The organism is Chryseobacterium sp. AC405b, assembly GCF_979258685.1.
On sequence record NZ_OZ409877.1, the window covers coordinates 1,581,385 to 1,603,312 of the forward strand.

Here is a 21,928-nt window from a genome sequence, read left to right on the forward strand (position 1 = left end):
ATCTGAACTTAAGGTAAAATAGAAATAGCTGTACAGATGATTTATATAAAAATAAATTACATGCTTCCGTACAATTTTGTACAGCATTCTTTTGTTCACAGGGATATCAGAAAATATAATGTGTTATAAATAAGAAATAACAAATTATATAGTATACTATTATTTAGTGATACAAATTTTTTATGATCTGTTTTATAAGTAAAAGAATCCTTCAGTCTTGAGAATTAATACACGATAATTTTATTCTACTTTGAGCAAATTATATAATAGCATTCTATTATACTTAATAGATTAATTTTATACAGTTGTTGAAGCTCTTTTTTTGTTTTCTAATAACTCAAAGTGAAATTTAATATTTGCAATATTTTTCCAAGTTGCATATTTGAATAAAATAAAACCTAAAAGCATTCCGATAGTATTAAGAAATACATCATCAATATCTGCAACACCGCGACCTGAAAAATACTGTATAGATTCGATAATACTTATCATAATTAAAAAAAAGAAAGTAATTGGAACTAAACGATTAAATTTTTTAGCGCATAAGCCTAGCCAACCAAACGGACTAAACAAAAATATGTTACCAAAAATATTGACTATAAAAGCTTGATTATCTATATTATGATCATTAAAAAAATGTTGTATTGTAGTAAATGGATGATGCTGAATGTACGATATTTCAGATGGCTCTCTTCCGGAAGCATAAAACATCATATATAATAAAACAATTGTGTATAAGGTGATAAATACTGCAAAATATCTTTTCATAGGTTTCCTTTTGGGATTAGTAATTAAAAAGAGGAATGCTATTAGTTTTCCTTTATACAACAAGAATCTTACCCTTATATTATGCCTTTAAGACAGTTTATAATTGTTTAATAATATTTAACATAATAAAAAAGCCTCACTTGTTAAAGTAAGGCTTGATTTTGTATTTGTGATTTTTGTAATCAGACTTGAATAACTCCCAAATTAAATTTTTCTGTTATAGGAGCATGATCTGCAGCTTCAATTCCCATAGAAATCCATTTTCTGGTATCAATTGGGTTGATAATGGCATCTGTCCATAATCTTGAGGCAGCATATGTAGCTTCTGTCTGTTTCAGGTATTTTTTAGAGATTGAGTCTAAAATTTCTTTATGTGCTTCTTCGGTAATCTCTTTTCCTTGTTTTTTCAATGTTGATTCCTGGATTTGAGCTAAAACCTTTGCAGCCTGAGAACCACCCATTACTGCTAAATCTGCCCAAGGCCAAGCTACGATCAGTCGCGGATCGTAAGCTTTTCCGCACATTGCGTAATTTCCTGCACCGTAAGAATTTCCTGTAATAATAGTAAACTTAGGAACTACAGAATTAGCAACTGCATTGACCATTTTTGCACCATCTTTAATGATTCCGCCATGTTCAGATTTAGAACCGACCATAAAGCCAGTCACATCTTGTAGGAAAATCAATGGAATTTTTCTCTGGTTACAATTAGCAATAAATCTCGTTGCTTTGTCAGCAGAATCAGAGTAAATCACCCCTCCAAACTGCATTTCACCTTTACCGCTTTTTACCAGTTTTCTTTGATTGGCAACAATACCTACAGACCAGCCATCAACTCTTGCTGTGGCACAAATGATACTCTTACCATAATCAGATTTGTATTCTTCAAATTCAGAATTATCAACCAAACATTTTATGATTTCTAAAGTGTCATATTGGTCTGCACGGGAAACCGGCATAATTCCGAAAATATTATCTATTTTTTCTTTTGGTGGAAAACTCTCAATTCTGTCGAAACCAGCTTTATCATAGCTACCGATAGATTTCATTATGTTTTTTATTCTGTTTAAAGCATCCTGATCGTCTTTAGCTTTATAATCAGTCACCCCGGAAATGGCACAGTGAGTTGTGGCACCACCTAAAGTTTCATTATCAATACTTTCACCGATAGCAGCTTTTACCAAATAACTTCCGGCGAGGAAAATAGATCCTGTTTTGTCAACAATCATCGCCTCATCACTCATAATAGGAAGGTAAGCACCACCTGCAACACAACTTCCCATTACAGCTGAAATCTGAATGATGCCCATTGCGCTCATTTTAGCATTATTTCTAAAGATTCTGCCGAAATGTTCTTTATCAGGAAAAATCTCATCCTGCATTGGAAGATAAACTCCTGCTGAATCCACCAGATAAATAATCGGAAGCTTATTTTCCATAGCAATTTCCTGTGCTCTCAGGTTTTTCTTACCTGTAATCGGAAACCATGCGCCCGCTTTTACAGAAGCATCATTGGCAACTACAAGACATTGTTTTCCAGAAACATATCCCATCACCACAACAACACCTCCGCTTGGGCAACCACCATGTTCTTCATACATTTCGTAACCTGCAAAAGCTCCGATTTCAATAGAATCTGAATCTTTATCAAGAAGATAGTCAATTCTTTCTCTTGCCGTCATTTTTCCTTCGTCACGCAGCTTCTGAAGCCTCTTCTCTCCACCACCTTTTTTTATTTCAGCAAGTAGACGGTTTATTTCAGATAATTTTAATTTGTTTTGATCTTCCCTTTTGTTGAATTCAATATCCATAAAACTTCTATTTTAATGTGCCTAAGATACTACTTTTATGAAAAATAATTTTCGATAAGTTTTTATGATTTAACATGATGAAAATCAGAAAATTATGAAATATTTAACATAGATAAGTTTTTTTATGTTTGTTTTTTTTATATTTTTACATAAGAGGAAAGGAGCTGATTACTCCGTTATAAATCCTCTGTTCCTAGTTTATTTTTTTAATAGTTTATTATTTGAAGGCCCTGAAAGTTCTATAGACTTTCAGGGTTTTTTGTGATTTTTTTAAATTTTGTCTCATTTAGTTTCTGTCTAAATTTTCTTATGATCATCGTTAAATAGTAACGTTTTAATAAAATGCTATTTGTAAATTTACTTTTTTAAATTTGATATATTAAATATGCAAAAATTAGCTCTTTTCAGATTGCATTTGATTGTTTTTTTGTGGGGATTTACTGCAATTCTAGGAAAACTGATTACTGTAAATGCTCATATTTTGGTTTTCTACAGAATGTTGTTTGCTGCAATATTTCTATTTATCTTCATCAGAATTTTTAAGAAAGAAAGCATTAAAGTTTCAAAAAAACTTTTTTTACAACTTGCGGCCATAGGATTTTTCATGGCGTTGCACTGGTTTTGTTTTTTTTATTCGATTAAAGTTTCTAATGTTTCAATTGCGCTCAGTTGTTTGTCATTGTCGACATTGTTTGCAGCAATTTTAGAGCCTTTGGTTTTTAAGCGAAAAGTTGATGTTTCAGAAGTCGTCATGGGGATTGTTATTGTTGCCTGTATTCTGCTTATTTTTAAAACAGAATTTCAATATAAAGAAGGCATTTTCTTTGGAATTCTCTGCGCAGTTTTCGGGACGATATTCTCGGTTTTTAATGGAAAACTATTTGGTAAAACCAGTCCGGGAAACATTATTTTTTACGAAATTTTCAGCGGTTGGCTTATTTTGTCTGTATTTTATTTATTATCAGGACAAATATTTCAAATGAACGAAATAAATTATAAGGATTTGGCGTTAATATGCTTATTGGCAAGTGTTTTCACAGCATTCCCAATGCTGGAATCGGTGAAGCTGATGAAATATATTTCTCCTTTCACATTAATTTTAACAGTAAATTTGGAACCAGTCTACGGAATTATACTAGCTTTTTTTATCTTTGGAGAATCAGAACATATGAGCTCTATATTTTACGTGGCATCATTCGTAATGATTTTAGCCATTGTAGCCAACGCTCTGATCAAAAGTAAGAAACAAAAAACAATTAACTAAGCATCTAATTTGCATGATGAAAAAATATCTTTTACTACTATTTTCCCTATTATTTGGGTTTTCTCAATCTCAGATTATCAGAAAATACTCCAATGAATTCCTAAATATTGGCGCAGGAGCGAGGGGTTTGGCTATGGGTGGTGCAGTAATCTCTAATCAGGATGACGTCTATTCACCAATGTGGAATCCCGCAGGTTTAAATGGAATTACTAAAGACTGGCAAGGAGCTGCGATGCATGCAGAATATTTTGAATCGATTGCGAAATATGATTACCTGGCGTATGCTAAAGTTCTGGAAGAGGGAGTTTTTGGTGTATCAATTGTTAGATTGGGAGTTGATAATATTTTGAATACAACTCAGCTAATTGATACTGAAGGAAATATTGATTACGATAAAATCACCAAATTTTCTCAGTCCGATTATGCGGGCATCATTTCCTACGCATTTCATCCGGGTGGAAATCCTAAATTAGACGTTGGTGTCAATGCGAAAATTGTCTACAGGAATGTAGGGAAATTTGCAAGCGGCTACGGTTTCGGTTTTGATGTAGGAGCAATATATAAAGCAGATAACGGGTGGAAATTCGGAGGTATGCTTCGTGATGCCACTACAACTGTCAATTTCTGGAGCATTAACCAGGATGAGCTTACAACAGTCGTTAATGGTGAAGAGTTTAACCCTGCACCTACAGATAAAATGGAATTGACGATGCCAAAATTAAATGCCGGTGCAAGTAAGTTATTTGAAATCAACAGCAGCGTTTATATTTTGCCCGAAGCAGGAATTAATGTAGATTTTGCTAAAACGGCAGCTCTTCTTTCAACAGATTTTGCCAGTATTACCCCTTATGCAGGTGCAGAAATAGGATATCAAAAGATGATTTTTGTAAGACTGGGAGTCAACAGGTTTCAGTCGATTACTGATATTGAAGATTTGAGTAGAAAAGTTTCTTTTCAGCCGAGTGCAGGTTTAGGAATCAGATATAGAGGTCTTACCCTTGATTATGCCATCAGTAATTCAGGAATTGGCGGATCCAATTTCTTTTCTAATTTCTTTTCTCTGAAATTGGATATGGGAGAGTTTAGAAATGATTAAAATTCAGAAGTAATTTAAATAAAAAAATGAAGAAACTTTCAATAATAATCGCAACAGTGTGTTTTACGTTTTCATATGCACAAAAAGTTTCCGATTACAAATATATTGCACTGCCGGAGAAATTCAGCGGTTTTAAAGGTGATCAGTACAAGATGGATGTTTTGCTTACTAAAACCCTTAAGCAAAAGCAATATGTCGTAGTTTCCGGAAATAGAAATCAATGGCCTGCTGAAGCTAATTCAAACCCATGCTCAGTTTTAAATGCCGATGTAATTAATGATAGTGGATTTCTAAGAAACAAAGTGATCTTAGAATTCAAAGACTGCAATGGGAAGACTATTGCAACCCAAAAAGGAAGCACTTCAATAAAAGAATATCTGGAAGGTTATCAGGATGCTTTAAGGCAGTCGTTAGTAGCAATTCCGGTTTCGGTACCGAAAGCGATTGCTGCTCAGACTGAGATGGCAATTGTTCAGGAAGTGCAGTCGGCTGAACCTGTAAAAGAAGTTGTTGCTCAAACTGTAAATACTGCTTCAAATGAAACCGGTAAATATAGCAACGGAAAAATAAGCTTACAAAAAGTTCAGATTGACGATAGCCAATTTATTTTGGTTGAAAGTAATAGTTCTGTACCTTTTGCAACTTTCAGATCGACAAGTAAAAAAGATACTTTTAAAGTAAAACTAAAGTCAGGAGAATCTACCATCGGGTATTATGAAAACGGAAACATCGTTATTGAAATGCCAAAGGGCAACGATGATTATTCTAAAGAAATTTTCATTCTGAAATAAAAGAAAAGCCTTACCTGAACTTCAGATAAGGCTTCCTTAAAATAAACCATAAAAAACTAAAACTAAGGTAATAGTACAGTGTCTATTACATGTATAACACCATTTGACTGATTAACATCAGCAATTGTAACTTTTGCTTTGTTACCTTTTGCATCAGTAACATATACATCATTCCCTTTTGTCCAAAATGTCAGCTGTTCTCCTGCAACAGTTTTCATCATTGCTTTTCCATTTCCAGCTTTTACAGCTGCCTTAACTTGCTTTGAACTATATTTTCCGGGAAGTACATGATAGGTTAAAATTTTTGTAAGCATCTCTTTGTTTTCAGGCTTTACCAGAGTTTCAACAGTTCCTGCAGGTAATTTTGCGAAAGCCGCATCAGTAGGAGCAAAAACTGTAAAAGGACCAGCGCTTTGTAAAGTTTCTACCAAACCTGCTGCTTTTACTGCAGCAACTAAAGTCGTGTGATCTTTAGAATTTACTGCGTTTTCAACGATATTTTTAGAAGGATACATTGGCGCTCCGCCAACCATTACCGTCTTTTCTTTCATTTTTTGTGCAGCCACATTTCCACTTAATGCAAATGATAATGCTACCATTCCTAATGCTACAAATTTTGATCTAGTATTCATTGTATTGATTTTTAAATTATTATTATTTGAGTTGTGAGTTTCTTTCTGTATTACTAGCATATACGACAGTCTATGAAATTTAGTTTTAATTTTTTTTAATTTTTATTGTATTTAATTGTAAATCAATAAATTAATTTCATTTCTTCGATTTTTGATTAGGTTTGAATTCCAGAGAAACAGAGTTCATGCAAAATCTTTTTCCGGTAGGTTTTGGTCCGTCGTCAAAAATATGACCCAGATGAGAATCGCATCTTCCACAAAGAACTTCTGTACGTTCCATATTATAAGAAAGGTCTTTTTTATATTTTACACCGTCTTTTCTTAATGGTTCATAAAATGATGGCCATCCGCAGGTTGTAGCAAATTTTGAAGTGGATAAAAACAAGGCGTTTCCGCAGACTGCACAATAGTAAGTACCTTTTACATCAAATTCATAATATTTACCTGTGAACGCCATTTCAGTTGCGCCTTCTCTGGCAACTTTGTACAATTCAGGTTTTAGAATTTTCTTCCATTCTTTATTGCTCACTTTCAAAGGAGCGGTATTTTTTTTAGAATAGTATGGGTTTTTTGTCTTAAAGTTTTCTGTCTGTGCTGCATAATTTCCAAACATCATAAAAAAAAGGATACCTGAAAGTATTTTGTAGATCGTATTTTTCATTATATAGATAATAATTGTTTATTATTATATACGAGATAAAATTTTTGAAAGATTTTGGTGATGGTAAGTTTTATTTTGTTATTTTTGAAATGTAAAATAAATCATATTAAAACAATCTATTCGGAGGACGAACTAATCGCTTTGCTCAGAGATAAGAGCGAATCTGGTTTTCACCACTTATATGACCACTATTCTGGGGCATTATATGGTGTTATCCTTCGTATTGTGCAGTCAAAAGAATATACTGAAGAAATTATTCAGGATGTTTTTATGAAAATCTGGAATTCTATCCATCAATATGATACTGCTAAAGGTAGATTTTATACATGGATGATCAATATTGCTAGAAATACAGCAATTGATTATTTGAAATCTAAAAGCTTTCAGAACGAATTAAAAAACCAATCACTACCTGATTTCGTATATAACAAAGCGGAACTTTCAACTACAAACAATTCTGATTTTATTGGTTTTAGTAATGTACTTGAAACACTGGACTCTGATAAACAAGAGCTTATAAATCTTGCTTATTATCAGGGCTATACGCAGAGTGAAATATCAGAAAAACTGAATATGCCTTTAGGTACTGTAAAAACGAAAATGCGTAATGCATTGATGAAATTAAAAGATTTATTAAAAGATTATCAATAAAATAAATTGAATAGCAAAGAATACATATCATCCGGAATTCTAGAATCTTACATTCTAGGTCATGCTTCTCCCGAGGAAGCAGGTATTCTGGAGTGTGTGATGAAGAACAATAATGAAGTAAAAGAAGCTTTTGAAGAGGCTCAAAAAACTTTCGAAATGCTTGCCACTGCGCAGGCTGTGACACCACCCGCTGATTTAAAATCTAAAATCTGGGAGAAAATTCAGTTTGAACAAAAAGTAGAAATTGAAAAACCTGTCATTCCGATCCAAAATAATGTTCATAAAATTGATGAGGAGATAAATGTTCAGGATGTTAAAGATAACAAAGGCAGCAATTGGAAGAATTTCGCAGTTGCAGCATCTTTATTATTTTTAATAAGTATGGGAACTAATCTTTACTGGATGAGCAATCAATCTAGTATTGATGATCAGTTAGCGAAAATGGAAGGTGAAAGGAATGCTAATAAAGTTGCTATGAAAAATATGCAGCAAAAATTAGATGTTTTTGCAAACCCAAATATGAAAAAGGTTGTATTGGCAGGTGTTGAAAAACATCCTGAAGCTAAAGCAACGGTACTGTGGGATACTAATTCTAAAGATATTTATCTATCTGCAAATACTCTGCCAAAAGCTCCGGAAGGGATGCAATATCAACTTTGGGCGATTGCAGACGGCAAACCTGTAAGTGCAGGAATGTATTCTGAAGACATAGACAGCATGATCGCTATCTCAAATATTACCAACGCACAGGCATTTGCAATAACTCTTGAGAAAAAGGGCGGAAGTGCAGTTCCTACAATGGAGAATATGTATGTAATGGGCGGAGTTTAGGAGATCAGATTAAAATAATAAATAAAACAGCTCAAATTTTTGAAGCTGTTTTTTTATGGTTTGTTGAAAAAATCGTGTACAATTTTTGCCTTACTTTTTCCTAAAATCTCTTCTAGAGTTTCGAGATTAGCTTCTTTGATTCTTTTAACCGACTTTAATTTAGATAAAAGCATTTCAATGGTTCTATCACCAACTCCCGGAATTTCTTCAAGTTCAGATTTTATTGTAGAATTGGTTCGTCTGGTCCTGTGATGTCTTACTCCAAAGCGATGGGCTTCGTCACGTACTCTCTGAAGAATTTTTAAAGTTTCAGATTTTTTATCAAGATATAAAGGGATAGGATCTTCCGGAAAGAATATTTCTTCCAGTCTTTTTGCAATACCTACGATGGTTATTTTACCATATAATCCAAGTAATTTTAAGCTTTTTATGGCAGATGACAGTTGTCCTTTTCCACCGTCAATCAGAATCAGTTGAGGCAAGTTTTCACCCTCATCCAGCATTCTTTTGTACCGTCGAAAAATCACTTCTTCCATCGTAGCATAATCATCGGGACCTACTACCGTTTTGGGGTGAAAAATCCTGTAATCTGCTTTGCTGGGCTTTCCGTCTCTAAAAACTACACACGCTGAAACAGGATTGGTTCCTTGAATATTTGAGTTGTCAAAACCTTCAATATGACGAGGTTCCACAGGCATTCTCAAGAGTTTTTGCATCTCAGCCATGATTCTGTTTGAATGTCTCTCCGGATCTACAATTTGTACCTGCTTCAGCTTTTCGATTCTGTATTCTTTTGCGTTTTTTTCAGAAAGTTCGACGATGCGTTTTTTGTCGCCCATTTTTGGAACTATCAATTTCACATTCGGAATTTCAAGCGTCAAATGAAACGGGATGAGAACTTCTTTTGAATCAGATTCAAATTTCTGACGGATTTCAATTAAAGCTTCTTCTAAGATATCTTCATCGCTTTCTTCAATAATCTTTTTAATCTCAGTGGTAAAACTCTGGATGATATTTCCGTTTCTTATTTTAAAATAATTAACGTAAGCTGCAGTTTCATCACTTGTCATCCCAAAAACATCCACATCATCAATATTGGGATTTACAACCGTGTGTTTTACCTGATAATCTTCCAGAATATCCAGTCGTTCTTTGATGGTTTGTGCATTTTCAAACTCTAGGTTTTCTGCATATTTCATCATTTGATTCGTCAGATATTTCTTCGCAGTCTGGAAATCACCTTTGATGATTCCTCTTATCGCATCAATCTTTTCATCATACTCTTCTTTGCTTTCAAGACCTTCACAAGGTCCTTGACAGTTTTTGATATGAAATTCCAGACAGACCTTATATTTACCTTCATCAATTTTATTTGGCGCTAAATTGAGGTTACAGGTTCTGAGTTTGTAAATATGTTTAATGGTATCTAAAAGAATTTTTGCGGGGCGCACTTTCGCATAAGGAACCATAATATTCCGAACCGTCTTTAATCTTTGTCCGGGTTAAAAAAATTCTTGGAAAATCTTCATTTTTAATGCAAATCCAAGGATACGTTTTGTCATCCTTCAGCATCACGTTGTAAAAAGGCTGATGTTCTTTGATCAGATTATTTTCTAATAAAAGTGCATCATATTCGCTGTTGACAATCGTAGTTTCCAGTCGATGGATTTTACCAACCATTATTTTGATACGATATCCCGGAAGATTCTTATTAAAATAGGAGAGAACCCTTTTCTTTAAATGCTTTGCCTTACCTACATACAATAGATTTCCGTTTTTATCGTAATAACGATAAACGCCGGGTTCTGAAGGTAAAGTTTTAAGCTGTAATTCTAAAGAAGGATTCATAAAACAAAATTACGGAATCCTGCTGTTATTTAAAAGCACAAAAAGCTGTAGAATTCTGCAGCTTTCAGATTTATATTTAAATAATTTTATCCGTTTGTCATTTCGGTATATTCATTCACCAAAAAGCTGAAAAATCCCCATTCTACAGATTTTTTAGGATATTTTTTCATGAATTCTGCATTGTCACCAAATAAGAAATCATAGTTGTCTTCAAAATCATCTTTATGAAGCCAAAGAACTTTGTCTCCTTTTTTTACATAAAACGATTTTGCAAGTCCGCCACCAAGTTGCATCCCAAATCCTACAGTCATACCCGAAGTTTCCTTTGCTCTTGGATCATGATAAACAGAAATAATTTCGCTAAATTCAGGATTAATCAATTGCATTAAAAACTCTTTATCATCTTTTTTGTTTTTCAACGAAACGGTTTGGTTTACAAATGGAATTTGACCATCAGTTGTATTTTTACTCAGTTTTTTAGTGCTTAAGCTTCTTACGTTAGTCATGTGTTTTCCAACTTTCAAGATTTTCGCCAATTTCGTAGGGTAAATGTACATTTCGCTCACATTGTCTGCGTTGAAAACCATCTGCTTTTTCGTAGCACTGTCTTTGATGGAAATTTCGTAAATCTGACCTTTTTTGGTTTCAATATTGTCGCAATATCCTTTGTTGATAGTTCCGTCTTTTGAAATGATGGTTGAGATTTTTTCTGTTGATGGACCAGGAAATCCTTCGTTAAAAAGATATTGTTCCATTTTTTTGATTTGTTCTTTCGTGTATTTTACTTTTTCCTGTGCAAAAGTTGAAATGCTCATCAAAGAAAGAGCCAATAATAAAGCTTTAATTTTCATACATTTAGTTTTAATGTTAAGGCGTAAAAATAATAAATAATTTGCTTGTTTTTAAAAATAAATTAAGACCTCTGTTTTGCATTTTCAGTTCTCTTCAAAATGTGTATTTTTAGGGAAATTTTTTGAAATGATATACGGAGTAGACGTTTTGAGTTTCCACGATGTTTTGGAAATCTGTAAAATACCCAATAAAGCACAGTTAGATGAAAATTCAAGAGCACAGATATTAAGATCTCAGGATAATGTAAAGAAAATTGTAGAGTCAGATCGTTGTGTTTATGGCATCAATACAGGATTCGGCCCACTTTGTGATGTTAAAATTTCAGCTGACGAAACGGCGCAGCTGCAGTATAATTTAATTATTTCTCATGCTGTCGGCGTTGGAAAACCTATTGACAAAGAATTTTCTAAAATCATGATCATTGCTAAAGTTCATGCGTTGTCAAAAGGCTTTTCGGGAGTTTCTCTGGAAGTGATTGAAAGATTAATTTTGATGCTCGAAAAAGACATCATTCCTGTTGTTCCGGAGCAGGGTTCTGTTGGCGCTTCGGGAGATTTGGCGCCTTTGTCACATCTGGTTTTGCCACTTTTAGGTTTAGGTCAGGTTTGGGTTGGAAATGAAATTTTCGAAACTGCTGAAATTCTTGAAAAACACAACCTTGAACCCTTGGTTTTAGGTCCGAAAGAAGGTTTGGGATTGATCAACGGAACGCAATTTATCTTAGCCCATGCTATAAAAGGTCTTGAGAAGTTCGAATATCTTTTAGATTTAGCAGATATGACAGCGGCAATGAGTCTTGAAGCATACAGAGGTTCCGCAAGTCCGTTTAAAAAAGAGCTTCACGACATCAGACCGTTTGAAGGCAGCAAAAAAGTAGCGGCGAGAATGGTTAAATTTTTAAAGAATTCTGATAACTTACAAGCTCACGAATATTGCGACAGAGTACAAGATCCTTACTCAATGAGATGCGTTCCTCAGGTTCACGGTGCAAGTAGAAATGCTTTTGAACATTTAAAGTTAATGGCTGAAACAGAATTGAATTCTGTAACCGACAATCCGATTGTTTTAAGTGCTGAAGAATCTATTTCGGGAGGTAATTTCCACGGACAATTGATGGCAATGCCTTTAGATTATGCAACTTTGGCGGCAGCTGAATTGGGAAATATTTCAGACCGAAGAAGTTATTTATTATTGGAAGGAAAATATGGTTTACCAAGATTATTGACGGAAAGTTCAGGTTTAAATTCAGGATTTATGATCCCGCAATATACTTCTGCAGCTTTGGTTACAGAGAATAAAACACTTTGTTTCCCGGCTTCGGCAGATTCTATTCCTACAAGTTTGGGTCAGGAAGATCATGTTTCAATGGGAAGTATTTCGGGTAGAAAATTTAATCAGGTTTTAGGGAATTTGGTGAATATTTTAGCGGTTGAATTGATGTTTGCAGCGCAAGGTTTAGAATTCAGAAGACCTGCAAAATGCTCGAAAATCATTGAAGAAAATTATGCAATTCTTCGTACAAAAGTTGACAAGCTTGAGGATGACAGATTAATTGGGAAAGATATTTTAGCGATTGCGGAATTGATTAATGAGAGACAATTTGTTGTAAATTTTTAAGTTTAATACATTTTTAAATAAATGAAGCTTCCACATCGGAAGCTTTTTTTATTTTGAAGTAACGAGTAAACCGTGTTTTTCAAAAATAAGTGAAACGCCTTAGTCTATCTTAAAAGAATTAATATTTTAAAATCATCTTAGTTTGTCTTTGCGTTTAATGTTAAGCTTAAAAATTTTATGCCTTCAATATTAAATTTCAATCATCAAGTATCTGTAATTCAACAGAAAATATTAAATTGGTAAAACCAAATCAAAATATTTTTATATGAAAAAATGTGTATTCCTCCTGCTCACTGTTTTCGCTTTGAGTTCTTGCAGCAATGATGATCTTCAGACATCCGCTGTTGAAAATGAAATTGTACAGACCGATCCGCTGAGTGCAAGACAGATCAACGAAAAAATCAACGAAACCACCAAAATTAAAGGGAAATTTTCCTGGAATGAATCTTCATCTCATTTTTTGTGGAGCGGAATTTTTCGGGGAAATAAAATTGCTTCAATCGGTTTCGGAGACTCTAAAGATGATTTCGACAGAAGTAAATCCTCAAATTCTGAAACTTTACAGAACGAAATTCTGGAAGTAATTTCAAAATATGAAGGTAAAAAAGACCGCGTTCTCATGGCATCCGATGAATATTTGAATCAAATTGATGTTTACATTGAAAAACAGGAAACTGTAATTGCATTGAGAAAATTAAAATCAATCCGCTATTTTGAGCCGGCTGATTACCGGTATTTTGAAAATGAAAATAAAGTAAATGGTGTCGCAAAATCAAGCAGCAGTTCTGGTTGCGGATATGAGTCGACAGCTCTAAACTCAGCAGATTTCACAACAGTAAGTCCTAATGCAAAAGCGCCGTGGTCATTCGCTAAACATAATATTACCAATGCCTGGAATTACAGTACAGGAGCAGGAATTACCATCGGGTTGATTGATTCGGGAGTTTCATCCAATCAAAGTCTTTTGGGAAGCAGCTTTAATAATGGTTTGTCTTCCGGCAGAACAATCAGTAAAAACGGAGTTTATGTAGATTCTGTATGGCCGTGGAGTTCGGGTTACGACGGGTCAGACGATAAATGCGGTCACGGCACAAGTATGGCTTCAGCGATGGCGTCTCCTAGAAATAATCAGGGACAACCTGTTGGGGTAGCTTATAACGCTAATTTAATTTCTTATCGTGCCGCTTCAAATGTAGTTTTAGATGGTTATCATGAGCAGGAAGGAGTAAAAACAGCTTTTACGGCTTTAGGAAATAATACCTCAGTGAAAATTATTTCTATGTCGATGGGACACATTTTCTCAGTCGGAAAAATTGAAGACGGAGTAAAATATGCTTATTCAAAAGGAAAACTAATTTTCTGTGCCGGTGGAACGTCTACCAGTTTCACCACTTTCGTTGGGGTGATTTTCCCGGCTTGGATGCCAGAAACACAAGCAATCACAGGTGTAAAAGAAAATACTTCAAATCAGAAATGTGATGTCTGTCATTCAGGTAGTGAGATTGATTTCACTTATCAAATGGAAAGAGCTTCCGGAAGTAATATTCCTGTATTGAGCTATTACAATGCGCAGGCAGATTATGTAGGTGGTTCCTCTGTTGCTACGGCTTCCACAGCAGGAATTGCGGCTTTAGTCTGGTCAAAAAATCCTTCATGGACAAGAGATCAGGTTTTAAATAAAATGAGACAGTCTTCCACTTATTATCCTACAAAAAATGCAGATTATGGATACGGAAATATCAATGTTTTACAGGCCGTTCAATAAACTTAATTTTCAGAAATAATCAAATAAAGCTTTCGTTCTGGAAGCTTTATTTTTTTTGAAGAAAACTGATCAGTCTCCCAACTGATAATCCAGGGGCAAAAGTTTTTCGATTTTATCTTTTGTAAATTCTCCCTGATTGATTAATTGACTAGGGTTTGAAGTATTTCCATCTGAATAAATTTCAAAAGTATCGTTTTCCGGATGAAGAAATGAGGTCTGAATCACAGGCAAACTGCTTTTAACAAATTGTCCTTTTTTTGATTCATAAAAGTACTTTTTAAAATTAACCTGCATCATAAAATTGTAATCAAGAAAAAGCTTTTCACCAGTCTTTTTAGTATAATCATTCTCGGGAATCTGAGTTTTTGTTATGGCAATTTTGTAGGGTGACTCATTTCTTTTTCTGCTTGAGATATCTGAAATATCTTCAGGAATACTAATGATTTGTTTAGATTTAAAGGTTTTTGTATACTCTTTTAGTCTTTGTAACTCCTCTTCTGTCGGGTATTTTGGATTAGGAAATTTGGTGACCTGGTTGACGATAAAACCTTCATCTGCAACCTTGTTAGCAAAAACACTCCTGAAAAAATGTACCTGACTTCCATTATAAGCATTCATTCTGTTTAATTTTACTCGATCAGTCGTTTTGGTTTCTTTGAAGAAACTGGTACCTATAAATAATGAGGTGTTGTTCTCAAAATCAGCTGAAAACTCAATCAGATTATAATCTATCGTATATCCTAAATTTTTATTTTCAATGATTAAAGTTTGGGGAGCTTTTACTTTTAAAATTTTATTTTCTTTATCGTAAGAAAACTTTAGTGATCGCTGATTTTTAATTTTCACGTTTTGTTTGTCATAACCGATAAAAGAATCCAGAAAGAACTGAATATAATTTTTATATGCCGCTTCTGTAAAAGGAATAATCACCACTTCTTCGATTTCCTGAGATTTTATTAAAACAACCTTTAATGTTTTATTTATTACTTCTGAAGTATTAATTGTAAATGTAGTGTAATGATCTTTCTGAAAAACCAAAGTGCTGTTATTAGCAGAAGCTAAATTAAGAGTAAAACTTCCGTCTGGCGCAGAAACTGTTCCGGTTTTTGTACCGTCGAGATAAATGTTGACATTGGAAATTGGTTTCTCAATATCATTGACCACTTTTCCTTTAATAGTCTGAGCAAGCGAAAGGCAAATCGGCAGAATGATCAATAAAAATAATACTGTTTTTTTCATGGTAAACAATATTACTAAATTTATAGTGATAAAAAAAGACTGTTACAAAAATTTTATTTTAACCAATTTTCACACTCGTCATGCTAAGACTTCCGGCAATTAATTCATCATTAAACAAAACCAAATCTTCAGATTTATCTTTTAAAGCTAAACTGTAAATCAGAGGTAAATAATGATCAGGAGTAGGAACAGAATACTGCAGCGAAGCACCTTGCTTATGATAATCAATCAAATTCTGGAAATTGCCATCTAAAAGCCAATTGTTGGTTTTCTCTCTCGCTTCGATCGCCCAATCCCAGCCGGCTCCAACGGTATTGATGTTTCGCCAGTCTATTAATCCTAAATTATGGATAATATTTCCGCTTCCGATGATCAGAATTCCTTTTTCACGGAGTTTATTTAGTCTTTTAGCCAAATCAAAATGATACTGCGGCGGTTTTGTGTAGTCAATACTCAACTGAATCACAGGAATGTCTGCTTCAGGATACATGTGCTTAATAACCGACCATGCACCGTGATCCAAACCCCAATTGTGATCTTCTTCTACCAAAATCGGTTTTAAAATTTCGGCAGTTTCTTTAGCCAATTCAGGATTGCCGGGAGCGAGGTATTCTACATCAAACAAAGCCTGCGGAAAACCTCCGAAATCATGAATCGTTTTAGGCATATCCATCGCAGTAACTTTAGTCCCATTTGTGAACCAATGCGCAGAAATACACAAAATAGCATTCGGTTTCGGGATTTCTTTTGCCACGTTTCTAAATCCCTGCACAAACTGATTTTCCTCAATTGCATTCATAGGCGAGCCATGACCAAGAAAAAGTACGGGCATTTTCTGAGTGTTTTTAAAATGATCGCTGATATTTTGTAAGTCGTTAAGTTGCATGATCTGTATTTTTTAAAATAAAAAGATTCGGCGATTATAGCAAACCACCGAATCTCAAAAACTATATTTAATTTACTATGCTTGCTTTACAAACTGCAGTTCTCCTGCAATCTTTACTTCGTCGCTTACCATCACGCCTCCTGCTTCCAGAGCTGCATTCCAGTTTAATCCGAAGTCTTTTCTGTTAATTTTCCCTTCAAAAGAAAAACCGGCTTTTGTATTTCCCCACGGATCTACGTTGATTCCTCCGAAATCTACATCTAAAGTAATAGGTTTAGTAACACCATTTACCGTAAGATTTCCGGTTACAGAATTGTTTAAAGCCTGAGATTCGAAAGTAATAGTCGGGTTAGCTTCTGTATTAAAGAATTCTGCAGACTTCAGGTGATTATCTCTGTCGGTATTGTTTGTTGAGATAGAATCTGTTTGAATAGTTGCTGTAGTTTTTGCATTCGCAAAAGTATCGTCTTCAGCATCAATTTCTGCAGTAAAGTTGGTGAAGTTTCCTTTGATGTTGGAGATCATCATGTGTTTTACTTTGAAAGTAATTTCACTATGAGCGGGGTCTAAATTCCATTTTGTAGCCATTGTATTTATTTTTATTTGTTGTTATTATTACTGCAAATCTAAGACATGAATGATATGCGATTCATTGATTTAGGATAAGAAATTATATTTAATAAAAATTTAACAATAAACTTTAATTGATTAACTATTGATGAGCCATAATCGTTTTTGTTTTGAATAAGTTCATCTTTTATTTAACATTTATTAACGGTTGATTTTTATTTCTTACTTTTGACAGATTCAATTTTTATACAATGAAATTACATAAATTTTCTTTATTGATGGTTGTTTTGGGTGGAACTGTTTTTGCACAGACTCAAAAATTTACTATGGCAGAAGCTGTTAACGGAATGCGAAGCAACCTGGCTGTGAAAAACATCTCTCAGTTTTCTTGGTCAGCTGACAACAAATCATATATTCAGGCGGTAAAAGGCGGATATCTTTTGACTGATCTGAAAACCAACAAACAGGATACTTTAATGTCTCTTCATCAGGTCAATAAAAATTTTGTGGACAAAAAGTTAAAAGGACTTCCGCCTGTAAAGTTTATAACCAGTTCAGACGCTTATTTCTCTGCTAATAGCCAAATGTACTGGTTCACAAAGTCAGGAAATGACTGGAAAATGAAACGATCGGCAGCTCTGGGTGATAATCCCGCTAATATGAAAACACTTTCCGACAATCAGACTTTGGTGTATACAAAAGGAAATAATCTATTCATCAACAAAAACGGAAAAGAAGTTGCGGTAACGAATGATATCAACGAAAATATTCTCAACGGTGCTTCCAACGTACACCGAAACGAATTCGGAATTGATTCGGGAATTTTTCCATCTCCAAATTCAGAAAATATAGCTTTTTATAGAATGGATCAGACGATGGTTGCAGATTATCCTGTAATCGACTGGTCTGTAACACCTGCAGTCAACACAAACATTAAATATCCAATGGCAGGAAAGACTTCTCATGAAGTAACCCTTGGAGTTTACAATATTAAAAATGAATCGACCACTTTCTTAAAAATTGAAGGTGAAAAAGATCAGTATTTAACGTCAATCACGTGGAGTCCGGATTCTAAATTTATATTCGTCGGAGTTTTAAACAGAGGTCAGAATCATTTAAAAATGAATCAATACGATGCTGTGACAGGTAATTTTATTAAAACTTTATTTGAAGAAACCGATAGCAAATATGTGGAGCCGCAACATTCTTTATTGTTTTTCCCAAATTCCAATACAGATTTTATATGGCAGAGCCAAAGAACGGGTTACAATCATTTGTTCCATTACAATTTAGAAAAAGGTTTGATTGCGCAGATCACCAAAGGAGAATGGCTGGTAACTGATATCTTAGGTTTTAATGAAAAGAAGAAAGATATTTACTATGCTTCTACTCAGGAAAGTCCTGCAGAAAGGCATTTGTACAGAATCAACTGGGCAACATTCAAAACTCAAAAATTAGATAACGGAGAAGGAATGCACGCAGCAGTTTTAAGCAGCGACGGAAATTATTTGTATGATTCTTACAGCAATGCCAATACGCCTAGAGTTGCCAATATCATCAATACTGCCACATTAAAATCTACGAATCTTCTCACATCAGAAAATCCGTTGAAAAATTATCAGCGTCCGGAAATTAAAAACATCAATCTAAAAGCAGACGACGGAACTTTACTGTACGGAAAAATCATTCTTCCGACCAATTTTGATCCTAATAAAAAATATCCTGCAATCGTATATTTGTACAATGGCCCACATTTGCAGTTGATTACAAACAGTTTTCCGGCTTCGGGAAACCTTTGGTATGAATATATGGCGCAAAACGGATACATCATTTTCACGATGGATGGAAGAGGTTCTTCTAACCGTGGAATGAAGTTTGAGCAGGCTGTTTTCAGAAATCTGGGAACAACAGAAATGAATGATCAGATGCAGGGTGTAAAATACTTGAAATCTCTACCTTATGTAGATTCTGAAAAACTGGGAATTCACGGTTGGAGTTTTGGTGGTTTTATGACAACAAGTTTTATGCTTCGTCAGCCGGATGTTTTCAAAGTAGGAGTTGCAGGCGGTCCTGTAATCGACTGGAGTATGTACGAGATCATGTATGGCGAAAGATATATGGATTCTCCACAGGAGAACCCGCAAGGTTATGCAACATCAAATCTTTTGGATAAAGTTCAGAATTTGAAAGGAAAACTATTGATGATTCACGGAGCGCAGGATGATGTTGTAGTTTGGCAGCATTCTATGAAATTCATCAAATCTGCTGTTGACAATGGCGTACAGTTGGATTATTTCGTTTACCCGGGACATCCACATAATGTGATCGGAAAAGACAGAGTGCATCTTATGCAAAAGGTGACTGATTATTTTGATCAGCATTTGAAGAAGTAGTGCATTGGTTAAAATATGAGCTTAACAAAAATAGATAGAGTACACTTTCATACTTTTGATTCTTTAAGGTTTTTATCATTTTTATTAGTATTCATTCATCATGCGGGAGTTCCTGAGAATAGTTTTTTAAGTTATTTTTCTAGAGGAGAAATTGGTGTGTCTTTTTTCTTTGTCTTGAGCGGGTTTTTAATTACATATATTTTGATTGTTGATAAAATTAACAATCAGGGAAAGATTCCGCTGAAACCATTTTTTAAAAGAAGGATATTAAGAATCTGGCCATTGTATTATGCAATGGTTTTATTTGCATTTTTTACTCCTTATATATTAAGTTTAGTGCATTTTCCATATTCTAATGACGGATATGAACCCAACTGGCTTCTTACATTCACCTTTCTCGAAAATTACATGGTGATGTATACAGGTGGACATCCGAATGTTTCGCCATTGCCTGTAATCTGGACATTGTGTGTGGAAGAACATTTTTATATCATTTGGGGACTTCTCCTTTACTGCATTCCTTTAAAAAAAATTCCCGGGTCGATTGTGATTTGTCTTGCTGTTGCATTGGTTTTCAGATTTGTTTACAGTATGTTGAGTATCGGCTCGCTTGATGTTTTCTCTAATATTGATTATTTTGCTTTTGGCGCAATCCCTGCTTATCTTTTTGTTTTCAGGAAAGATATTATTAATAAAATCACACAAATTTCTGCTGTTCATAAATACATCTATTTTCTTGCTGTTATTGCTATCATCACTTTACCTTTAGATTGGTTTATATTTGGAAATTTAAATCTAAGACCTTTGCTTTATGGCTCCTTTTTTTCGGTGTTAATTTTATTCACACTTGGCGATAAAAATACATTTAAAATTTCTGATAAATCCATTTTAGCCTGGCTTGGGAAATATACTTATGGGTTATACCTTATCCATTTAGTTCCTATCATGCTGTTCCGGAAAATCGGCGAAAAATATAAATTTGAGGGGTATGTCACTTTTCTGCTGTCATTTCTTTGTTCAGTATTACTTGCGTTTTTATCGTATCATCTGTTTGAAAAACAATTTTTGAAATTAAAAAACAGGTCACAGAAACATGTTCAGCCACAGTAATCATTTTGTTTGTTCTTACCAAACATCAACGTTTTTAATCATTCATTATCCTAATTTTGTCTTATAAAAATCAACAATATGGAATTAGGAATAGGAATGTTTGGCGACTTGGCATTTGACCAAACCACCGGAAAATATAAAGATGCGGGAGTGAAAATCCGTGAAATTCTTGAGCAGGTAAAATTAATGGATGAAGTGGGAATTGATGTTTTCGCAATGGGAGAGCATCACCGAGCAGATTATGCAGTTTCTTCACCTGAAATGATCTTGGCCGCAGCGGCAAGCATTACAAAAAATATAAAATTAGCAAGTGGTGTTACGGTTTTAAGTTCGTCAGAACCCGTGAAAGTTTATGAAGACTTTGCAACATTAGATTTAATCTCAAATGGAAGAGCCGAAATATATGTGGGTCGTGGAAGTTTTATAGAATCTTTTCCTTTGTACGGATATTCTCTGAACGATTATGAAGAATTATTTGACGAAAAATTAGAATTACTGCTTAAAATAAATTCAGAAGAAAACGTTTCATGGTCAGGAAAACTTCGTGCTCCGATGCAAAACCAAACCGTTTATCCGAGAGCAACAAATAACGGAAAACTTCCTATTTGGAGAGCTGTTGGTGGAACTCCACAATCAGTTTTAAGTGCAGCAAAATTAGGAATGCCTTTAGTAGTGGCAATTATTGGCGGAATGCCTATTCAGTTTAAAAATTTAATTGATTTTTATAAGCAGGAATATTTAGCAACCGGTCACACAGAATCGGAAATGCAGATTGCCATACATTCGCACACTTTCGTAAGTGAAGACCAAAATGTTATCGATGGATATTTCAATAATTATAAATCTCAAATGGATAGGATTGGGAAATCTCGTGGTTGGTCGCCTTATACAAAGATGCAGTACGATGGTGGCAGAGCGAAAGAAGGTGCATTATTCATAGGAAATGCAGATGAGGTTGCAGATAAAATCAATTATATGAAAGATATTTTCGGCATCACAAGATTCATAGGCCACATGGATGTCGGTGCTCCTGAAAATGATGTGATGATGAGATCTATTGAACTTTTCGGCACTGATGTCAAAAAACAGATTCTTTAGAACTTTTAAAAATATCATTTTTATGTGAAAAAATGTTTGGTTATT

General features: G+C 34.3%; 18 protein-coding genes and 1 pseudogene. 10 read left to right on the top strand and 9 right to left on the bottom strand.

Features of this window, described 5'->3' with window-relative positions:
- Window positions 1-297: 297 nt before the first annotated feature.
- Together ACZZZA_RS07690 and ACZZZA_RS07695 are read right to left on the bottom strand one after the other, a co-directional pair.
- Window positions 298-768, bottom strand: coding sequence for a VanZ family protein (locus ACZZZA_RS07690; RefSeq protein WP_463430612.1), 471 nt, complete (start codon window positions 766-768; stop codon window positions 298-300).
- Between the two features lie 182 nt (window positions 769-950).
- Window positions 951-2,579 (bottom strand): acyl-CoA carboxylase subunit beta, encoded by a 1,629-nt coding sequence (locus tag ACZZZA_RS07695; RefSeq protein WP_463430613.1) that lies wholly within the window; start codon window positions 2,577-2,579, stop codon window positions 951-953.
- A gap of 385 nt (window positions 2,580-2,964) precedes the next feature.
- Here ACZZZA_RS07695 and ACZZZA_RS07700 point away from each other — a divergent pair, with 385 nt between their 5' ends.
- The 3 genes from ACZZZA_RS07700 to ACZZZA_RS07710 are packed head-to-tail and all read left to right on the top strand — an operon-like array spanning window position 2,965 to window position 5,730.
- Window positions 2,965-3,843, top strand: a complete 879-nt coding sequence (locus tag ACZZZA_RS07700; RefSeq protein WP_463430615.1) for a DMT family transporter — start codon at window positions 2,965-2,967, stop codon at window positions 3,841-3,843.
- Window positions 3,844-3,856: 13 nt separating this feature from the next.
- On the top strand, window positions 3,857-4,939 hold the full coding sequence (locus ACZZZA_RS07705) for a putative type IX sorting system protein PorV2 (RefSeq protein WP_463430617.1): 1,083 nt from the start codon (window positions 3,857-3,859) through the stop codon (window positions 4,937-4,939).
- Window positions 4,940-4,965: 26 nt separating this feature from the next.
- Entirely contained in the window at window positions 4,966-5,730 is a 765-nt protein-coding gene (locus ACZZZA_RS07710; RefSeq protein ID WP_463430619.1) for a hypothetical protein, read from the top strand.
- Window positions 5,731-5,792: 62 nt separating this feature from the next.
- Here the strand turns inward: ACZZZA_RS07710 and ACZZZA_RS07715 are convergent, their stop codons facing one another.
- Window positions 5,793-6,362: a fasciclin domain-containing protein gene (locus ACZZZA_RS07715; RefSeq protein WP_463430621.1), complete on the bottom strand. Its 570-nt coding sequence runs from the start codon at window positions 6,360-6,362 to the stop codon at window positions 5,793-5,795.
- A gap of 136 nt (window positions 6,363-6,498) precedes the next feature.
- Entirely contained in the window at window positions 6,499-6,978 is a 480-nt protein-coding gene (gene msrB, locus ACZZZA_RS07720; protein ID WP_463433748.1) for a peptide-methionine (R)-S-oxide reductase MsrB, read from the bottom strand.
- A 129-nt stretch (window positions 6,979-7,107) separates the two neighbouring features.
- Between msrB and ACZZZA_RS07725 the strand changes: the two genes are divergently transcribed.
- Both ACZZZA_RS07725 and ACZZZA_RS07730 read left to right on the top strand, forming a co-directional pair.
- Window positions 7,108-7,674: an RNA polymerase sigma factor gene (locus ACZZZA_RS07725; protein ID WP_463430623.1), complete on the top strand. Its 567-nt coding sequence runs from the start codon at window positions 7,108-7,110 to the stop codon at window positions 7,672-7,674.
- 6 nt (window positions 7,675-7,680) lie between these two features.
- Window positions 7,681-8,505: an anti-sigma factor gene (locus ACZZZA_RS07730; protein ID WP_463430625.1), complete on the top strand. Its 825-nt coding sequence runs from the start codon at window positions 7,681-7,683 to the stop codon at window positions 8,503-8,505.
- A 53-nt stretch (window positions 8,506-8,558) separates the two neighbouring features.
- Here the strand turns inward: ACZZZA_RS07730 and uvrC are convergent.
- Window positions 8,559-10,353: pseudogene (gene uvrC, locus ACZZZA_RS07735) on the bottom strand (excinuclease ABC subunit UvrC).
- An 86-nt stretch (window positions 10,354-10,439) separates the two neighbouring features.
- Window positions 10,440-11,204 carry a hypothetical protein gene (locus ACZZZA_RS07740; RefSeq protein ID WP_463430627.1) on the bottom strand — a complete coding sequence of 255 codons (765 nt, stop codon included), beginning with the start codon at window positions 11,202-11,204 and terminating at the stop codon, window positions 10,440-10,442.
- Between the two features lie 127 nt (window positions 11,205-11,331).
- On the opposite strand from ACZZZA_RS07740, the gene hutH reads away from it, so the two are divergent.
- On the top strand, window positions 11,332-12,822 hold the full coding sequence (hutH, locus tag ACZZZA_RS07745) for a histidine ammonia-lyase (protein WP_463430629.1): 1,491 nt from the start codon (window positions 11,332-11,334) through the stop codon (window positions 12,820-12,822).
- A 265-nt stretch (window positions 12,823-13,087) separates the two neighbouring features.
- A complete protein-coding gene (locus ACZZZA_RS07750; RefSeq protein WP_463430631.1) occupies window positions 13,088-14,587 on the top strand; it encodes a S8 family serine peptidase in 1,500 nt (499 codons plus the stop codon).
- A 69-nt stretch (window positions 14,588-14,656) separates the two neighbouring features.
- Here ACZZZA_RS07750 and ACZZZA_RS07755 read toward each other — a convergent pair whose 3' ends face one another.
- The 3 genes from ACZZZA_RS07755 to ACZZZA_RS07765 form a co-directional block, all read right to left on the bottom strand.
- Entirely contained in the window at window positions 14,657-15,826 is a 1,170-nt protein-coding gene (locus ACZZZA_RS07755; RefSeq protein WP_463430633.1) for a carboxypeptidase-like regulatory domain-containing protein, read from the bottom strand.
- A gap of 58 nt (window positions 15,827-15,884) precedes the next feature.
- A complete protein-coding gene (gene ygiD / locus ACZZZA_RS07760; protein WP_463430635.1) occupies window positions 15,885-16,712 on the bottom strand; it encodes a 4,5-DOPA-extradiol-dioxygenase in 828 nt (275 codons plus the stop codon).
- Window positions 16,713-16,787: 75 nt separating this feature from the next.
- Window positions 16,788-17,300: a YceI family protein gene (locus ACZZZA_RS07765; RefSeq protein WP_463430637.1), complete on the bottom strand. Its 513-nt coding sequence runs from the start codon at window positions 17,298-17,300 to the stop codon at window positions 16,788-16,790.
- 233 nt (window positions 17,301-17,533) lie between these two features.
- Here ACZZZA_RS07765 and ACZZZA_RS07770 point away from each other — a divergent pair, with 233 nt between their 5' ends.
- The 3 genes from ACZZZA_RS07770 (at window position 17,534) to ACZZZA_RS07780 (ending at window position 21,883) form a co-directional block, all read left to right on the top strand.
- Window positions 17,534-19,675, top strand: a complete 2,142-nt coding sequence (locus ACZZZA_RS07770) for a S9 family peptidase (protein WP_463430639.1) — start codon at window positions 17,534-17,536, stop codon at window positions 19,673-19,675.
- 15 nt (window positions 19,676-19,690) lie between these two features.
- Window positions 19,691-20,785, top strand: coding sequence for an acyltransferase family protein (locus tag ACZZZA_RS07775; RefSeq protein WP_463430641.1), 1,095 nt, complete (start codon window positions 19,691-19,693; stop codon window positions 20,783-20,785).
- Window positions 20,786-20,863: 78 nt separating this feature from the next.
- Window positions 20,864-21,883, top strand: a complete 1,020-nt coding sequence (locus ACZZZA_RS07780; protein WP_463430643.1) for an LLM class flavin-dependent oxidoreductase — start codon at window positions 20,864-20,866, stop codon at window positions 21,881-21,883.
- The last annotated feature ends 45 nt before the right edge of the window (window positions 21,884-21,928 follow it).

Excerpts from the sequence above, each read along its gene's own strand:
- hutH (WP_463430629.1), top strand. The coding sequence starts at position 11,332 with ATGATATACGGAGTAGACGTTTTGAGTTTCCACGATGTTTTGGAAATC.
- ACZZZA_RS07765 (WP_463430637.1), bottom strand. The coding sequence starts at position 17,300 with ATGGCTACAAAATGGAATTTAGACCCCGCTCATAGTGAAATTACTTTC.
- ACZZZA_RS07750 (WP_463430631.1), top strand. The coding sequence starts at position 13,088 with ATGAAAAAATGTGTATTCCTCCTGCTCACTGTTTTCGCTTTGAGTTCT.
- ACZZZA_RS07775 (WP_463430641.1), top strand. The coding sequence starts at position 19,691 with ATGAGCTTAACAAAAATAGATAGAGTACACTTTCATACTTTTGATTCT.
- msrB (WP_463433748.1), bottom strand. The coding sequence starts at position 6,978 with ATGATGTTTGGAAATTATGCAGCACAGACAGAAAACTTTAAGACAAAA.
- ACZZZA_RS07780 (WP_463430643.1), top strand. The coding sequence starts at position 20,864 with ATGGAATTAGGAATAGGAATGTTTGGCGACTTGGCATTTGACCAAACC.
- ACZZZA_RS07700 (WP_463430615.1), top strand. The coding sequence starts at position 2,965 with ATGCAAAAATTAGCTCTTTTCAGATTGCATTTGATTGTTTTTTTGTGG.
- ACZZZA_RS07695 (WP_463430613.1), bottom strand. The coding sequence starts at position 2,579 with ATGGATATTGAATTCAACAAAAGGGAAGATCAAAACAAATTAAAATTA.
- ACZZZA_RS07770 (WP_463430639.1), top strand. The coding sequence starts at position 17,534 with ATGAAATTACATAAATTTTCTTTATTGATGGTTGTTTTGGGTGGAACT.
- ACZZZA_RS07705 (WP_463430617.1), top strand. The coding sequence starts at position 3,857 with ATGATGAAAAAATATCTTTTACTACTATTTTCCCTATTATTTGGGTTT.
- ACZZZA_RS07755 (WP_463430633.1), bottom strand. The coding sequence starts at position 15,826 with ATGAAAAAAACAGTATTATTTTTATTGATCATTCTGCCGATTTGCCTT.
- ACZZZA_RS07740 (WP_463430627.1), bottom strand. The coding sequence starts at position 11,204 with ATGAAAATTAAAGCTTTATTATTGGCTCTTTCTTTGATGAGCATTTCA.
- ACZZZA_RS07715 (WP_463430621.1), bottom strand. The coding sequence starts at position 6,362 with ATGAATACTAGATCAAAATTTGTAGCATTAGGAATGGTAGCATTATCA.
- ACZZZA_RS07710 (WP_463430619.1), top strand. The coding sequence starts at position 4,966 with ATGAAGAAACTTTCAATAATAATCGCAACAGTGTGTTTTACGTTTTCA.
- ACZZZA_RS07690 (WP_463430612.1), bottom strand. The coding sequence starts at position 768 with ATGAAAAGATATTTTGCAGTATTTATCACCTTATACACAATTGTTTTA.
- ygiD (WP_463430635.1), bottom strand. The coding sequence starts at position 16,712 with ATGCAACTTAACGACTTACAAAATATCAGCGATCATTTTAAAAACACT.